General features: G+C 39.1%; 13 protein-coding genes. 6 read left to right on the forward strand and 7 right to left on the reverse strand.

All coding sequences use genetic code 11. From position 1 onward, the window contains the following. The 3 genes from AC04QZ_RS12910 to AC04QZ_RS12920 all read left to right on the forward strand — a co-directional run bounded on the left by AC04QZ_RS12910 (position 1) and on the right by AC04QZ_RS12920 (position 5721). Positions 1-3198, forward strand: a complete 3198-nt coding sequence (locus AC04QZ_RS12910) for a S41 family peptidase (protein WP_478358078.1) — start codon at positions 1-3, stop codon at positions 3196-3198. 210 nt (positions 3199-3408) lie between these two features. Continuing rightward, positions 3409-4158, forward strand: coding sequence for a class I SAM-dependent methyltransferase (locus AC04QZ_RS12915; RefSeq protein ID WP_478358079.1), 750 nt, complete (start codon positions 3409-3411; stop codon positions 4156-4158). Positions 4159-4164: 6 nt separating this feature from the next. Beyond that, the gene (locus tag AC04QZ_RS12920; RefSeq protein ID WP_478358080.1) at positions 4165-5721 is read left to right on the forward strand and encodes a rhomboid family intramembrane serine protease; all 1557 of its coding nucleotides are present in this window, start codon (positions 4165-4167) and stop codon (positions 5719-5721) included. Here the strand turns inward: AC04QZ_RS12920 and AC04QZ_RS12925 are convergent. Then, the gene (locus AC04QZ_RS12925; RefSeq protein WP_478358081.1) at positions 5718-7169 is read right to left on the reverse strand and encodes an alpha-L-fucosidase; all 1452 of its coding nucleotides are present in this window, start codon (positions 7167-7169) and stop codon (positions 5718-5720) included. The two genes, AC04QZ_RS12920 and AC04QZ_RS12925, sit on opposite strands and share 4 nt — an antisense overlap. 165 nt (positions 7170-7334) lie before the next feature. On the opposite strand from AC04QZ_RS12925, the gene AC04QZ_RS12930 reads away from it, so the two are divergent. After that, on the forward strand, positions 7335-8012 hold the full coding sequence (locus AC04QZ_RS12930; RefSeq protein WP_086548917.1) for a hypothetical protein: 678 nt from the start codon (positions 7335-7337) through the stop codon (positions 8010-8012). Positions 8013-8070: 58 nt separating this feature from the next. Further along, a complete protein-coding gene (locus tag AC04QZ_RS12935) occupies positions 8071-8478 on the forward strand; it encodes a hypothetical protein (RefSeq protein WP_478358082.1) in 408 nt (135 codons plus the stop codon). A 57-nt stretch (positions 8479-8535) separates the two neighbouring features. On the opposite strand, the gene AC04QZ_RS12940 is transcribed toward AC04QZ_RS12935, so the two are convergent. The 6 genes from AC04QZ_RS12940 to fumC form a co-directional block, all read right to left on the reverse strand. Beyond that, positions 8536-9303 (reverse strand): ThuA domain-containing protein, encoded by a 768-nt coding sequence (locus AC04QZ_RS12940; RefSeq protein WP_478358083.1) that lies wholly within the window; start codon positions 9301-9303, stop codon positions 8536-8538. Positions 9304-9343: 40 nt separating this feature from the next. Then, complete coding sequence (locus AC04QZ_RS12945) at positions 9344-9778, reverse strand: low molecular weight protein-tyrosine-phosphatase (RefSeq protein WP_478358084.1); 435 nt, start codon at positions 9776-9778, stop codon at positions 9344-9346. 258 nt (positions 9779-10036) lie between these two features. Further along, on the reverse strand, positions 10037-10843 hold the full coding sequence (locus AC04QZ_RS12950; protein WP_478358085.1) for a S1/P1 nuclease: 807 nt from the start codon (positions 10841-10843) through the stop codon (positions 10037-10039). 1 nt (position 10844) lies between these two features. Next, positions 10845-11360, reverse strand: a complete 516-nt coding sequence (locus tag AC04QZ_RS12955; protein ID WP_086548923.1) for a fumarate hydratase — start codon at positions 11358-11360, stop codon at positions 10845-10847. 7 nt (positions 11361-11367) lie between these two features. Continuing rightward, positions 11368-11718: a hypothetical protein gene (locus AC04QZ_RS12960; protein ID WP_478358086.1), complete on the reverse strand. Its 351-nt coding sequence runs from the start codon at positions 11716-11718 to the stop codon at positions 11368-11370. Positions 11719-11848: 130 nt separating this feature from the next. Continuing rightward, positions 11849-13246: a class II fumarate hydratase gene (gene fumC / locus AC04QZ_RS12965; protein WP_086548925.1), complete on the reverse strand. Its 1398-nt coding sequence runs from the start codon at positions 13244-13246 to the stop codon at positions 11849-11851. Between the two features lie 198 nt (positions 13247-13444). On the opposite strand from fumC, the gene rsgA reads away from it, so the two are divergent. After that, positions 13445-14365 carry a ribosome small subunit-dependent GTPase A gene (rsgA, locus tag AC04QZ_RS12970; protein WP_478358087.1) on the forward strand — a complete coding sequence of 307 codons (921 nt, stop codon included), beginning with the start codon at positions 13445-13447 and terminating at the stop codon, positions 14363-14365. Positions 14366-14446: the final 81 nt, after the last annotated feature.

A 14446-nucleotide genomic window follows, 5' to 3' on the forward strand; every position in this document is an offset into this window, starting at 1 on the left:
ATGATCAAATCCCTGTTGAAATCGCTTGCAACATTCGCATTTTTGTTGCCCATTCATTCCTTAGCCTACGGCCAAACCTACTTTGCGGCATACCCTGCTTTAACGCCCGATGCACAAACAATAGTATTCAGCTATGATGGTGATATCTGGAAAGTACCGGTAAAAGGAGGCGTAGCTTCGAGGATTACCGCCATGCAGGGAGAAGAAATTAATCCTAAAATATCTCCTGACGGAAAGTGGATGGCCTTTTCATCCAATCAGTTTGGTAATTATGATGTGTATATTATGCCTTTGGCAGGTGGTGATATTAAACAATTAACTTTTAACGATGCTGCTGATGAAGTAGACAACTGGGGCTGGGATTCGAAAACAATTTATTTCACCTCCGGACGATATAACTCTTTTTCAAGCTATAAAGTAAGTGTAAACGGTGGTACGGCCGTCCGTTTATTCGATAATTACTTCAATACGACGCATCACATTGCCGAATCGCCAACGGGTGAACTGTTTTTCAGCGATACCTGGGAGAGCTACCGTTTTGCGAACCGCAAACATTACAAAGGTGCCTATAATCCCGATATCCAATCGTACAACCCAAAATCGAAAAATTATAAACGTTATACCGATTATATCGGAAAAGATTTCTGGACTAGTGTTGATCAAAAAGGGAATGTCTTTTTTGTATCAGATGAAGGCAATGAAGAATACAATCTGTACACTTTTATTAGTGGAAAGAAAACAAGCCTGACCAATTTCGATACTTCCATTAAGCGGCCTTTTGTTTCGGCCAATGGAACCACAGTAGTGTTTGAAAAGGATTATCAGTTATATACTTACGATGTGACTTCGAAGAAAACAGAGAAAATCAACATCAATACCTCACGTAATCAGGTATTGAGTAAAGAGCAGGAATATGATGTCCGTGGGAACATTTCAGCATTCGATGTTTCTACTGATGGTAAAAAGATGGCTTTTATTTCGCGTGGAGAGGTGTTTGTAAGTGATGCAGAGGGGAAATTTGTACGCAAGATTACCAACAGTGGCGAACGTGCTTTAGAATGTAAATGGCTGGCCGACAACAAAACGATTCTGTTCAGCCAAACTGCAAATGGCTATCAAAACTGGTTTACCATTACCGGCGATGGTAAAGGTTCGGTAAAACAGCTTACCAAAGACAAGGCAAATGTGCGCGATATCACGTTAAACAAAACCAAAACCATGGCGGTATACCTGAGTGGAAGAAACGAGCTCAAACTGATGGATCTTAAAACTTTCGATGCAAAGACATTGGTAACCGACGAATTTTGGGCTTTACAAAATGCTGCACCAAGTTTTTCGCCAAATGACGAATATGTGCTCTTTACCGTTTACCGAAATTTCGAGCAGGATATTATGGTGCACAACATTAAAGGCAATAAAACCATTAACTTAACCAATACAGGTGTTACTGAAACCGGCCCGGCATGGTCGCCAGATGGCAAGTATATTTTCTTTACCAGTGCCCGTACCAAGCCCTCTTATCCAACCGGAATGGCCAATGCGCACATTTACCGCATGGCATTGAACAATTATGATGAGCCTTACCGCTCTGATAAGTTCGACGATCTGTTTAAAGAAACCAAGCCCACGCCAACAGAAGTTAAACCTGCTGTACCTGAGAAGAAAAACGATAAAAAAGCAAAAACAGATACAACCAAAAAGAAAACTGAAGTAAAACCTACGCCAAAACCGGCAAATGTAATTACCATTAATACACAGGATATTTTAGATCGCATAGAGCTGGTTGGCCCTGCATTTGGAGGTCAATTCGGAACAGATGCTTTTGCCAAAGGCGATAAAACTTATGTTTTTTATGCCTCAAACCACGAAGGTGGTGCACCCGGGCTTTATCGCACGACCATTGAGCCTTTTGAAGCCAATAAAACAGAAAAAGTTGCCGATGGAGGTGATTACTCCATTATCTCGGCAGGGGATAAATTTTTCGTTTTATCTAGAGGGGTAATTAACAAATACAGCTTGGAAAGTAATAAGCTTGATCGGGTAGATCATGGTTATAAATTTACCAGAAACCTCAATGCAGAATTTAATCAGATGTTTTACGAAACCTGGGTAGGTTTGGATGAAAATTTCTATGATGAAAAATTTCATGGTGTAGATTGGGATAAAATGAGGACACGTTACGCTGCTTATTTACCTTATGTGAACAACCGTAGTGACCTGAGGATTTTGTTGAACGATATGTTGGGCGAACTGAATTCTTCGCATATGGGCTTTAACAGTGCAGGGGCAGAGGAACGCAAAAACCTTACTTACATCACCAACGAAACGGGAATAATCTTCGATAATGAAAGCCCTTTAAAAGTTGAACGCATAGCCGCTAAAAGTAACGCTGCCCGTACCGGAACCAATATTTTAGCCGGTGATATTTTAACAGAAGTAAACGGTGTTAAAGTAGATGAAAAAATAGACCGCGATTATTATTTTAGTAAACCATCGTTGGATAGAGAAATGACGCTGACCTTTAAACGTAATGGGAAAGATGTTTTCGTAAACGTACATCCGGAAAGCTCAGGTACTTTGCGTGGAAACCTTTACGATGAATGGATTAGCCAAAACCATAAAAATGTAGATAAATGGAGCAACAACCGGATTGCTTATTCTTACATGAAAAACATGGGTGGCAGCGAACTGGAAACTTTCTTGTTAGATATGGTTGCGCAGGAAGAAAATAAGGAAGCCATTATCCTCGATCTGCGTTATAATACCGGAGGGAATGTGCATGATGATGTGCTAAAATTCCTCTCTCAGCGCCCTTATTTACAATGGAAATACCGCGGTGGTAAAATGGCTCCACAAAGTAATTTTGGTCCGGCAGCGAAGCCGATTGTATTGTTGATTAATGAACAATCTTTAAGTGATGCTGAAATGACGGCTGCAGGTTTCAAACAATTAAAACTGGGTAAGATTATCGGTACCGAAACTTACCGCTGGATTATTTTTACTTCGGCAAAAGGTTTGGTTGATGGTTCTTCTTACCGTTTGCCATCCTGGGGTTGTTATACCATGGATGGTAAAAACATCGAAAAAGAAGGCGTTAAGCCTGATATCTTCGTTAAAAATACTTTTGAAGACCGCCTGGCAGATCAAGATCCTCAACTCGAAAAAGCCGTAGCAGAGATCTTGAAGGATTTGAAATAAGGTTAATTGCTTACCTGTTTAAAGCGGTTAATTACTATAAGTAAAAGATTGTTTTATTGTTGGATTGTTATATTGTAACAGTTCTGGCAATAAAACAATTTTTGTTTTTACCCACTAATCAAACAATAACAACAATTTGGCAATCCAGCAATGTAAACCTTTCAACTTTAATATACTTTCCGTTTCTTTGGGCTTGGAATTATTTAAAACATGGCAAATTTATTAACCGACAGGGCTTTTTGGGTAAATTATTGGGAAAGTAAAAAAGGACTTGCGGTTCAGTTACCTTCAAACTATTTATTTCATCAGCAACTGGCAGATGTTATTCAGCAAAATAATGTTAAAACTGCTATCGAATTGGGCGGTTTCCCTGGTTATTATGCCGTGTTCCTGAAAAAATATTTCAAACTTGATGTTACCCTTTTAGATTATTTTGTCCATCCACCGGTTGTAAATGAGCTTTTAGAAATGAACAGCTTAACCGAAAAGGATATTCACATCATAGAAACTGATCTCTTCAATTACACGCCCGAAAAGCAGTATGATCTGGTACTAAGCTGCGGTTTAATCGAACATTTTAACGATACTGCTGATATTATTAACCGTCATATTGCTTTCGTAAAACCAGGAGGTACTTTGTTTATCACGCTGCCTAACTTCAAGGCGGTTAACGGCTGGTTTCAAAAGAATTTCGACAGGGAAAATTATGATAAACACAATATCGATAGCATGGATCCCGCTTTATTGAAATCCATCTGCGAGCAGGCCGGACTTAAAGAAGTAAAATCAGGCTATTTTGGCCGTTTTAGTGTGTGGTTGGAAAATGAAAGTCAGAAATCGGTGGGTGTTCGCCTGTTTAAGAAAGCCGTTTGGTTAACCGGAAAAGTATTTACAAAGATTATCCCATTCGAAAGTAAAAATCTATCACCTTATATTATCTTAGTAGCGAAAAAAATATAACGCGCTATGTCAATCAGTTGGGGTTACTCGCCTAAAATTGAAAAATATATTCCTTTGGCCGATTTTCCGGCAGATAAATATTTAATTATTGCCAGGCAGGCCATTGAAAACCTGGGATGGAAGTTAAGTCACTTATCAGAAACCGGAATTATTGCCTATACACCATTATCATTTCAATCTTATAGTGAGGAGATCTCGATCCGCATTATCCGTAATTTTGCCGTAGTAAAAAGCGAATGTGTAGGTATTCAAATGCTTTTAAATGATTATGGCAAGAATGATGCTAACCTCGAAAAGTTCTTTCACGAATTTGAATACGTAGAGTATCACCTAAAAGATTCATGGGATGAAATTAGGGCCAAATTTCATGAATGGGTTGCCACTTCGGATGATACTTATTTTGAAAAGGCACCGTTAGCCATTAAAAATAAGATCAAAAATGTTTTCTTCCTGTTTTTGCCTCAGAAAGGCTATATCGTTACCCCAATCCTAGTCGCCCTGAATATTCTTTATTGGGTTCTAATCAGTCTTGTAACTTTTGTTTACAGGCAATACCTGCTAACACAAGCTTACCAAACGGGCTCTAAAGAAAGTTTTGTGGAGAAAATACAGACTTTATCAGTCTACTTTGGTGTAAGTAATAAATTTCTGGTACTTGATGGACAATATTGGAGATTAATTTCAAGCTTATTTATCCATGGATCGTTTTCTCACTTGTTTTTTAACATGTATGCATTAATCTATTTGGGGTTAATGGCCGAGAATAAGTTAGGTTGGAAAAAATTCTTAAGCATTTATTTTTTAAGTGGTATTTGTGGCGGATTGATCAGTTTACTTTTTCACGAATCGGGATATATTTTTGGTGCATCGGGTGCGGTGATGGGCGTAATGGGGGCGCTTATAGCGCTTTTGCTCAATAACTATTTTGAAAAAAATGCAAGCCGGGCATTACTGATCAGCACCGTTTTTGTGACTGCCATAATTATTTTAAACGGATCATTATCTAAATCAACTGATAATGCAACACATATTGCCGGCATGATAGCTGGTTTTATCATCTGCTATCTTTTCAGCTTTAAATTTAAAAGTGAACCATCTCCGAATACGCAATTGCGTTATGCTGGCGTTTTTGTGTTATTTATTGCATTTTCGTTCGGAGTAGCCTTTTTTACACCGAATTATCAAACGCAACAATACAAGAAGTTAAGGGATAGTTTTAGCGATAACCTAATTTCCTTCAACCAACTTTTATATTTGAAAGCATCATTATTAAAAGAGGAAAAACTTAAAGAGGTTAACGATTATGGTATTATCCCCAGCCAGAATAACCTGCAAATTATCAAACAGATGAAGCCGCTTAAACTTAAAGATTTAGAGGCCTACGATCGATCGAAGAAAGCAGAAATTGCCAAAAAAATGGCGCTTGCAGCTGCGCTGATGTTAAGGGATATTCAAGCCGATAGCATAACGAAGTACAGCAAGCAAACATCCAAAGAAATATCGAATGTTGTTGAACTTACTTTCAAACTTAGCGATAGTCTGAGCAGGGCAAATCAAAATTAGTTTGCGGTTTTATATACCCCAATTTCACTCAGCGTAATACAAACCGGAGATTTGGTAATGTTTATTTTTACTTTATTGCTTGTAACAGGGGTATCCAGTTTAATTAAACGTTTCGCGCCAATGCTGGTGCCATCGTAAACTTTTTTCCAGGCATTGTTTTCAAATACCTCAATGGTGTAAGCTTCTATTCGCTGACCCAAAGGAATGTACTCCTGCAGGCTAATGATATCAAATGTTTTCGCTGTTTTTAAATCTACTTCTAAACTTGCCTGATGGATATTGTCTTGTGTTGCCCAGTAACTCTCCCTCTTGCCATCAAGCAGGGTAGCGACATCATACTTTTTGCCCCGGTTATTGCTCGCTTTAATCGACGCGCTTTTGGCCAGGTTATTCTCGAAAGTATGTTTAACCATATTGCCAAAAGTTTTCAGTGCAGCAACATCATCGTCGTGCAGTTGTCCACGGGTATCGGGAGCTAAACCAAGATCCAGACCTGCACCACGGCCAACACTTTTTAAATATAGATCGAATAAAGTTTCAGGGCTTTTAGGCTTTTCGTTGGCATGATAGAACCATCCTTTTCTTAAAGGCACATCGCATTCGGCCGGCATCCAGAATTTGCCATTTCTAATCCCTTCAGGGCTTTGCGGGTAATTCGCCTGGCCAGGCACTGCTACGCTTTTTCCATCGGGTGCCATTGGGGTAAAGGTTGCCCAGGAGGTTGGTGCAGCATGTCCATCTTCATTGCCTACCCAGCGGATATCTAAACCAATATCACTAAAAATATTGGCCATTGGTTGCATTTTGCGTGTAATTGCCCAGGTATTGTTCCAGTCGTAATAAGTGGTGTTATCTATCGAACGTTTTTCTTTTGCCCCACCATAATAACCATCACCGCCATTAGCGCCATCATGCCAGCTCATAAAAAGTTCGCCGAAATTGCTGTAAAGCTCTTTTAGCTGTGCCTGATAAATAGCCAGATATTTGTCTGTTCCATAAAGCGGATTGTTCCTGTCCCATGGAGAGCAATACACACCAAACTTTAAACCGTTTTTACGTACAGCCTGTTCTATCTCTTTAACTAAATTTCCTTTTCCTGCTCTAAACGGACTTTTGCTGATGTTATAATCGGTTGTTTTAGTTGGCCATAAGGCAAAACCATCATGGTGTTTTGCTACCAGAATAATACCTTTTAGACCGCCCGCTTTGGCTGCCTTTATAATCTGTTCGGCATTAAAATCGGTGGGATTAAATGTTTTGGGATCAGCATCACCAAAGCCCCACTCTTTATTCTCGAAAGTAGTTGGTGTAAAATGGATTAAACCATAAACTTCGATATCATGCCAGGCCAGCTGCCTGGTTGATGGCAATGCACCATAAGGTTTAGGTGGCGTTTGTGCATATACAGTTGTAGAGAGCAGTAGAAAAAGAATCAATAAAGGTTTCATTATCATTATGGCTTAGGTAAAACTAAAGTACAAATAATTAGCATTGGTAAGGTAAACGTTAATCAATATTTAACCGCTTGAAAATGTAAATGCAAAATTATTTTTACATCTTGATCGTTACACGCATTCACCAAACATTTAATTTCAGTTTTACGTTAGTTAAGCATGAGCACCTTGATCCAGCATCCTCCCGATGGAGGTACAATATATACAGAAACCAATCTTAGCCAGCTTTTCCCTGAGCCCTTTAATACCATAACGAGCTGTTTTTTCCTGGCTATTGCCGTGTACTGGACGATAAAAATCTGGGGGAATTTTAAACAGCATAGCTTTCTAACCATTGCATTAATTTTACTTTATATCGGAGGAATAGGCGGAACCACCTATCATGGGCTAAGGCGGTGGCCGATCTTTATCATGATGGATTGGATGCCGATTATGCTTTTGTGCCTTTCGGCAGGGGTTTACTTTCTTTCCAAATTAACGAAATGGTATTTTGCTGTTTTAATTGTAGCGGTATATGCTTTTTTTCAGTTTTATGTGAGGCGCCTTTTTAGCAACGGTGATTTTCAGATCTTCATCAATATCAATTATGCTTTTATGGCCGCACTCGTTTTATTTCCTGTATTTGGCTATTTGATCAAAACAGAGTGGAAAAATGGCAAGTGGGTGGGTTTTGCCCTGATTGCTTTCATTTTCGCGCTCACTTTTCGTATTGCCGATAAGTGGGATGTGTTTACAATTGGTACGCACTTTTTATGGCATACCTTTGGTGCTGTGGCTTCTTTCTGTATGCTGAAATATATTTATCTAGTTAACCTGAAAAAAGCCAGATCTTCATAAAATATTCATTCCTGAAAGGTGTAAATTATTTATCTTAGTTCAATATATAACTATTGAAATGAAAAAAATATTGATTTTATGTGCCCTGGTATTGGGCTTAAACTTTGCGTCTAATGCACAAAGTCTTTTAAGTAAAGTTGGATCTGCTGCGGCAGCAAGCACGGGTTTTGATGTGGCAAGTTTAACCTCGGGCATTATTGGAAAACTAACTCCAGCCTTAAGTTTAACACCGGCTCAAAAACCAACAGTAACCACAATTATAAAAGATTTTCTGGTGCAGAAAGCTACCATTATGGCTACTCAAAAAACAGATCCTGCAGCTTATCAAAGCAAATTTGGTAAATTGTTTTCTGGATTGAAATCGAAACTGGGAACAGCTTTAACGGTTGCACAACTGGCAAAGTTTACTTCCTTAAAACCTGCTGCACCAAGCGCAAGCAATGTGCTTTCTCAGTTGTTCTTTTAGGTATTACTGATGGGCTGAGCTTGCTGGTTAATTATTGCAGCAAGCTCAACCCTGATCTTATAATTTTGAATGTGCTTTACTGTAATCTAATTTCTTTTGGTTACCAATAGCATATTCGATACCGCCCCATAAATGGTGCTGAAATTTGTCATCAGCCCAGCCTTCTTTAGTATGGCCCATGCAGGTGTAAAAGGCTCTTCCACCATCAAAGTTATGATACCAGCTAAAAGGATGGAAATCTCCGTTTTTACCACCAGTATATGATTTCTCGTCTAAGGTAATTAGCACTTTAATATCTGGGTTGATATCCTTAAAGTTATACAGCTCATCCTTTCTCATCCATATGGAATCGGTTAGGAATTTAGTTGATGGGTGTTTTTTATCTTTAATAATAAATTTAGCTTCCTGAACGGCTGGATGGCTTGTAAAATAAGCGCCGGCCAATTTGCCATACCAAGGCCAGTCGTATTCAGTATCGGTTGCGGCGTGGATGCCTACATAACCTCCACCTGCCTGGATATATCTTTCGAAAGCTACTTGTTGTTTATTGTCTAAAACATCGCCTGTTGTATTGAGAAAAATAACAACAGCATATTTTTTAAGGTTATCTTCTGTAAACAGATCGGCATTTTCGGTGGTATCCACTTCAAAATGATGCTCGGTACCCAATTTTTGGATCACTTCTTTTCCGGTTTCAATAGAGTTGTGCCTAAAGCCTTTGGTTTTGGAGAACACTAAAACTTTTGCCGATTTTTTAACAGTGGTATAGCTCTGGAATAAAAAAACAGATGCGATTAATAAACATAGAGACAGGTACTTTTTCATTTTTGTTGACTTGGTTAGTGGTGGATAATAGGCCTTAAATTTAAGAAAGTTGTTTGATAATTTCCCTACATCTTTCTTCAACCTGCTTGCAAACAGGGCTAAACAGTTTATTATCCCAGTATGGGTCTGTAACTTCGTCGTTATCAAGGAAAAGTTTAACCTTTTTTCGTTCCTCCTCACTTTTAGCCAGGTTTATAACATCAGCTAAATTATTCCGGTCCATAACTAAAATCAGATCATATCTGGCAAACATCGCGTGGTTAAATTGCTGTGCCCGCTGTTTGCTGATATCATAACCCAGGGCTTTCGCTGCAGCAATACTCCTGTGATCGGGAGCTTTGCCAATATGCCAGTTGCCCGTTCCTGCCGAAGCAATTTCCCAGTTTAAGTGCTGCTCATCTGCCAGGTGGCGCATCATGCCTTCAGCCAACGGCGAACGGCAAATATTGCCAAGACAAACCATTAAAATTTTCAATATTATTGTGCTTTAAAAGTAAACAATAGTCCTTCGACAGGCTACCATACGATAGCTATCGGATGACAGATTTAGAAAATCGGTCGTCATCTCGACCGGAGCAACGCGGAGTGGAGAGATCTGGACTATATTAAAAGATCTCTCCACTGCGGTCGAGATGACGATTTATCTTAATTCGTCACCAAACTCCCTTGTTTTTTTCTAAAACTGACCTCTCAGGATGACGATCAATATTTATAACAAACCTTATTCCTTTTTTTATCCGTAGATGTCGTTTAACATTTTCGCCAGGCGCACACCACCTTTTAATAATTGATCGTTAAGGGTATCAACCCAGTCGAAATTGTAACGGTAACTTAATTTAGCATCTGGCCTGGTAGTGTCGTAAATTTTGTTGCAGATGCCATACGATTCGTAGATGCAGTCTCTAAGACTTGTATTTTGCCAGTTATATAGCTGAATGGCCGAAGGATGGTTGATTGCTTTTGCATATTCGGTATAACTTAACTGCTGATACTCGATCAGTTGCTCATCCCAAACCCTGTGGATATTCGATTTTTCATTAAACCATAACACCGAAATGCGGTTACCGCCCAAATCATCTTTACGGGCAACATGCATCGGCTGACATAAATCGCCCGCCAGGTGAACCAACATGCGCAGGGCTAATTTTTTTTCGGCTGCAGTACTGCTTGTTTTCTTTAAAATGGCAATTAAATCAGGGATTTTATTGTAAAGATTTGGCGTTTTTTCAGTGTCCAGAAAATGATATACACCATTTTTGTCTAATCCTGACGGAAGATTAACAAAATGCCAGTTGTACATATAGTTATAAGTAGAATCCGATTTAATAAAATCACCCCAATTGGCCGACATGGCCAAAGTTTCGTAACCTAAAATACTTTGAATAGCCTTGCGTGTTTTGGCCTTTAAATAGCTATCGGCAATTTCGCCAACTACACGATGGCCAATGGTACCCCATGCATCTGCCTGAATGGGTAAATATGCTAAAAAACCAACAGCCAGCGCAGTGGCTAATTTCTTTTTAATTGATGTTAAAATCATTTTATAATTCTTTTTGTACGCAGGTAACTTTTTCTTTAAGTGTTAGTTTAATTTCGCGCTGATCGCTGAAGCTCTCTAACCATAATGTATCTGCAGATTTCTTTTTGATCAGAAAGTTCTTATCGTACCGGCCAATGCGATAACATCCCGATATTTTTTGTTTATAGTTGGCATGTGTAAAAGTAGCACCAACAAATAGGGTATCGCCTTTTACTACATAAACACCTTTGGCATATTCTTTCCAAATGCCGTTGTTGTAGCAGGAATCTTCGTAAAAATTTACTTTGCTATGGGTAACCATATCAATGTAAACAGAGTCGCAGGAAAATTTGAAATGGTGCTGGGTGTAGTTGCTCAGTTTATTGCTAAAAGCAACAGCATCTTCATTCCAAACGCCTTGCATAAAATCTTCACCCTTGCCCTGTATATTGGGCCTGGGACTACAAGCTACATGTAAGATGGATAATGTAAAGAGGATAATGTAGAAAATCCTTAAACCCGGATGCAGTTTGTTCATCGTATTGTTAATCGATACTATTAGGAAATTGATTATGGGTTACAGTATTCTTCTTAACGGTATTGTAAACCAGAATTAAAAGGCCAGCTGCAAAACAAAGACTGCCTATAAAACTAATGATACCTATTAAAGTATAGTATTTAGCAACTTCGGTGTAAGCGAAATGCCGGTCATTTAATAAAAAAGGCATCAATACGCTGTAAAATAATGTGGTAAGTAAACCAACTCCTGAGCCAATAGCCATTAAAATAGCTTCAACAGTAGTTTTTTTTGTTAAAAAATAACAACAGGTTCCGAATATAATAACTGGTGAAATGATAGATATCAAGTTGATCAGTGTAGAGAGTATTGAATTCATTTTACCTATGTTTTAATTAACTGATGTAGACTTATTCTTTTATAAATAACGTCATTCCCGCGCAGGCGGGAATCTTAATGCAATATGCTTTAAGATTCGCAATTGAATTGGGAATGACGCTCTTTCTAACTTATTTCAAACTGCCAACCATGTCTTCCGGGCGAACCCATTCATCAAACTGTTCATTGGTTAATAATCCCAATTCGACAGCTGCAGCTTTTAAAGTTTTATTTTCTTTATGTGCTTTCTTTGCAATTTTAGCAGCGTTTTCGTAACCCACATGTGGATTTAAAGCCGTAACCAGCATTAAAGAATTTTGTAAATGTTTCTCAATTTCCGGTAAGTTCGCTGTAATTCCTTCAGCACATTTATCGGTGAAAGAAACGCAGGCATCGCCAATTAAACGGGCTGACTGCAATACATTTGCCGCAATAAGTGGTTTAAATACGTTAAGCTCAAAATGACCCGACATACCACCTACTGAAACCGCAACATCGTTACCAATAACCTGTGCACAAACCATGGTTAAAGCTTCTGGTTGTGTAGGGTTAACTTTTCCCGGCATAATAGAAGATCCTGGTTCGTTGTCAGGGATAACAATTTCGCCAATACCACAACGAGGACCAGAACTTAACATCCTTACATCGTTGGCCACTTTCATTAGGGCAACAGCAGTACGTTTTAAAGCACCAGAAAGTTCTACCATTGCATCGTGTGCAGCTAAAGCCTCAAATTTATTTGGAGCCGTAACAAATGGTAATCCTGTTAAATCGGCAATTTTTTTAGCCACTAAAACATCGTATCCTTTTGGTGTATTTAAGCCTGTACCAACGGCAGTACCACCTAAAGCCAGTTCGGCAACCATAACCAACGCATTTTTGATTGCCCTGATGCTGTTATCAATCTGTTGTACATAACCTGAAAATTCCTGACCTAAAGTAAGTGGGGTTGCATCCATAAAGTGTGTACGTCCGGTTTTAACAATCGTACTGAATTCTTCCACTTTTTGGGCTAAAGTATTTCTTAATTTTTCTAAACCCGGAATGGTATTTTCTACCGTAAGTTTATAGGCTGCAATGTGCATTGCAGTTGGGTAAGTATCGTTTGATGATTGTGATTTATTCACATCATCATTAGGGTGAAGTACTTTTTTATCGTCAGCTAATGAACCACCATTTATAACATGGGCACGGTTTGCGATCACTTCGTTACCGTTCATGTTGCTTTGTGTACCCGAACCGGTTTGCCAGATTACCAACGGAAATTGATCATCTAACTGTCCTGCTATAATTTCATCACAAGCTTTAGCAATTAAACCGGCTTTTTCTGCCGATAATACACCCAGTTCGGTATTGGCAAGGGCCGCAGCTTTTTTCAGGTATCCAAAAGCGTGGATAATTTCTTTTGGCATCGAACCTTCAGGGCCGATTTTGAAGTTATTGCGTGAGCGTTCGGTTTGTGCACCCCAGTATTTGTCGGCTGGCACCTGCACCTCGCCCATGGTATCGTGTTCTATTCTGAAACTCATTATATTTTTGATTTTTGTTGTCGCAAATTTAGGTTTTTTGCCTTTTAAAGCGTTGGATTTATGTAAGATATTTAATGGATAACAAAATATATGGCAGAAATGCCCGCATTCTTTTTATTATTCATCCTTAATGTTCAAACTTTTATCCTGGCTGGCCGCTTCTACCAATGAAATCATATTCATACCTTTACCGCAAATATGCAGGGATTAGTTATTAAATCTACAGGAAGCTGGTATAGTGTTTTGGCCGATAATGGCGAACGCTACGATTGCCGGATTGTAGGCAAATTCAGGATTAAAGGACTTAAAACCACCAACCCGATTGCGGTTGGCGACAGGGTAAAATTTGATCTGGAACGCGATAGCAACCAGGGTTTGATCAACGAAATGCTGCCCCGCAAAAACTACATCATCCGCAAATCCATTAATCTGAGTAAGCAGGCGCAAATACTGGCTGCTAATTTAGATATGGCCATGCTGGTGGTTACTTTGGCCTCGCCTCGTACATCTTTGGGCTTTATCGATCGTTTTTTGGTTACTGCCGAAGCTTACGACGTGCCTGCAGTATTGGTGTTTAATAAACTCGATCTGTTTAGTAAAGAAGGTCTGGAGATTCTTCAGGAGTTTAAAGATATCTACGAAAATATTGGTTATGCCTGCTACGAAGTTTCGGCTTTAAAAGGCATTAATATTCCGGTGATTCAGGAATTGATTACGGATAAAATTACCCTCATATCGGGTCACTCGGGTGTAGGGAAATCGAGTTTGATTAACGCATTATTGCCCGATCGCGATTTGAGAACAGGTGAGGTGTCAGACTGGAGCGATAAAGGGCAACATACCACTACTTTTGCAGAGATGTTCGAGTTGCCACAAGGCGGTTTTATTGTCGATTCGCCTGGGATTAGAGAACTGGGTGTAATCGATATCGAAAAGGAAGAACTTGGGCATTTTTTTAGAGAAATATTTAAAACCTCACACAATTGCCGCTTTAATAACTGCAGGCACATTAACGAACCTGGCTGCGCTGTTTTAGCTGCAGTAAACGAGGGCGAAATTGCAGTTTCGAGGTATGAAAGTTACCTGAGCATTTATCACGGAAACGATACAAGACATTAATTGAGTCAGAAGTCGGAAGTCCGGAGTCCGAAGGTATGATGGTGACTGGATACCTCTTAATTGAACGAATTAGATTAAAAA

Source organism: Pedobacter folensis (genome assembly GCF_056490665.1).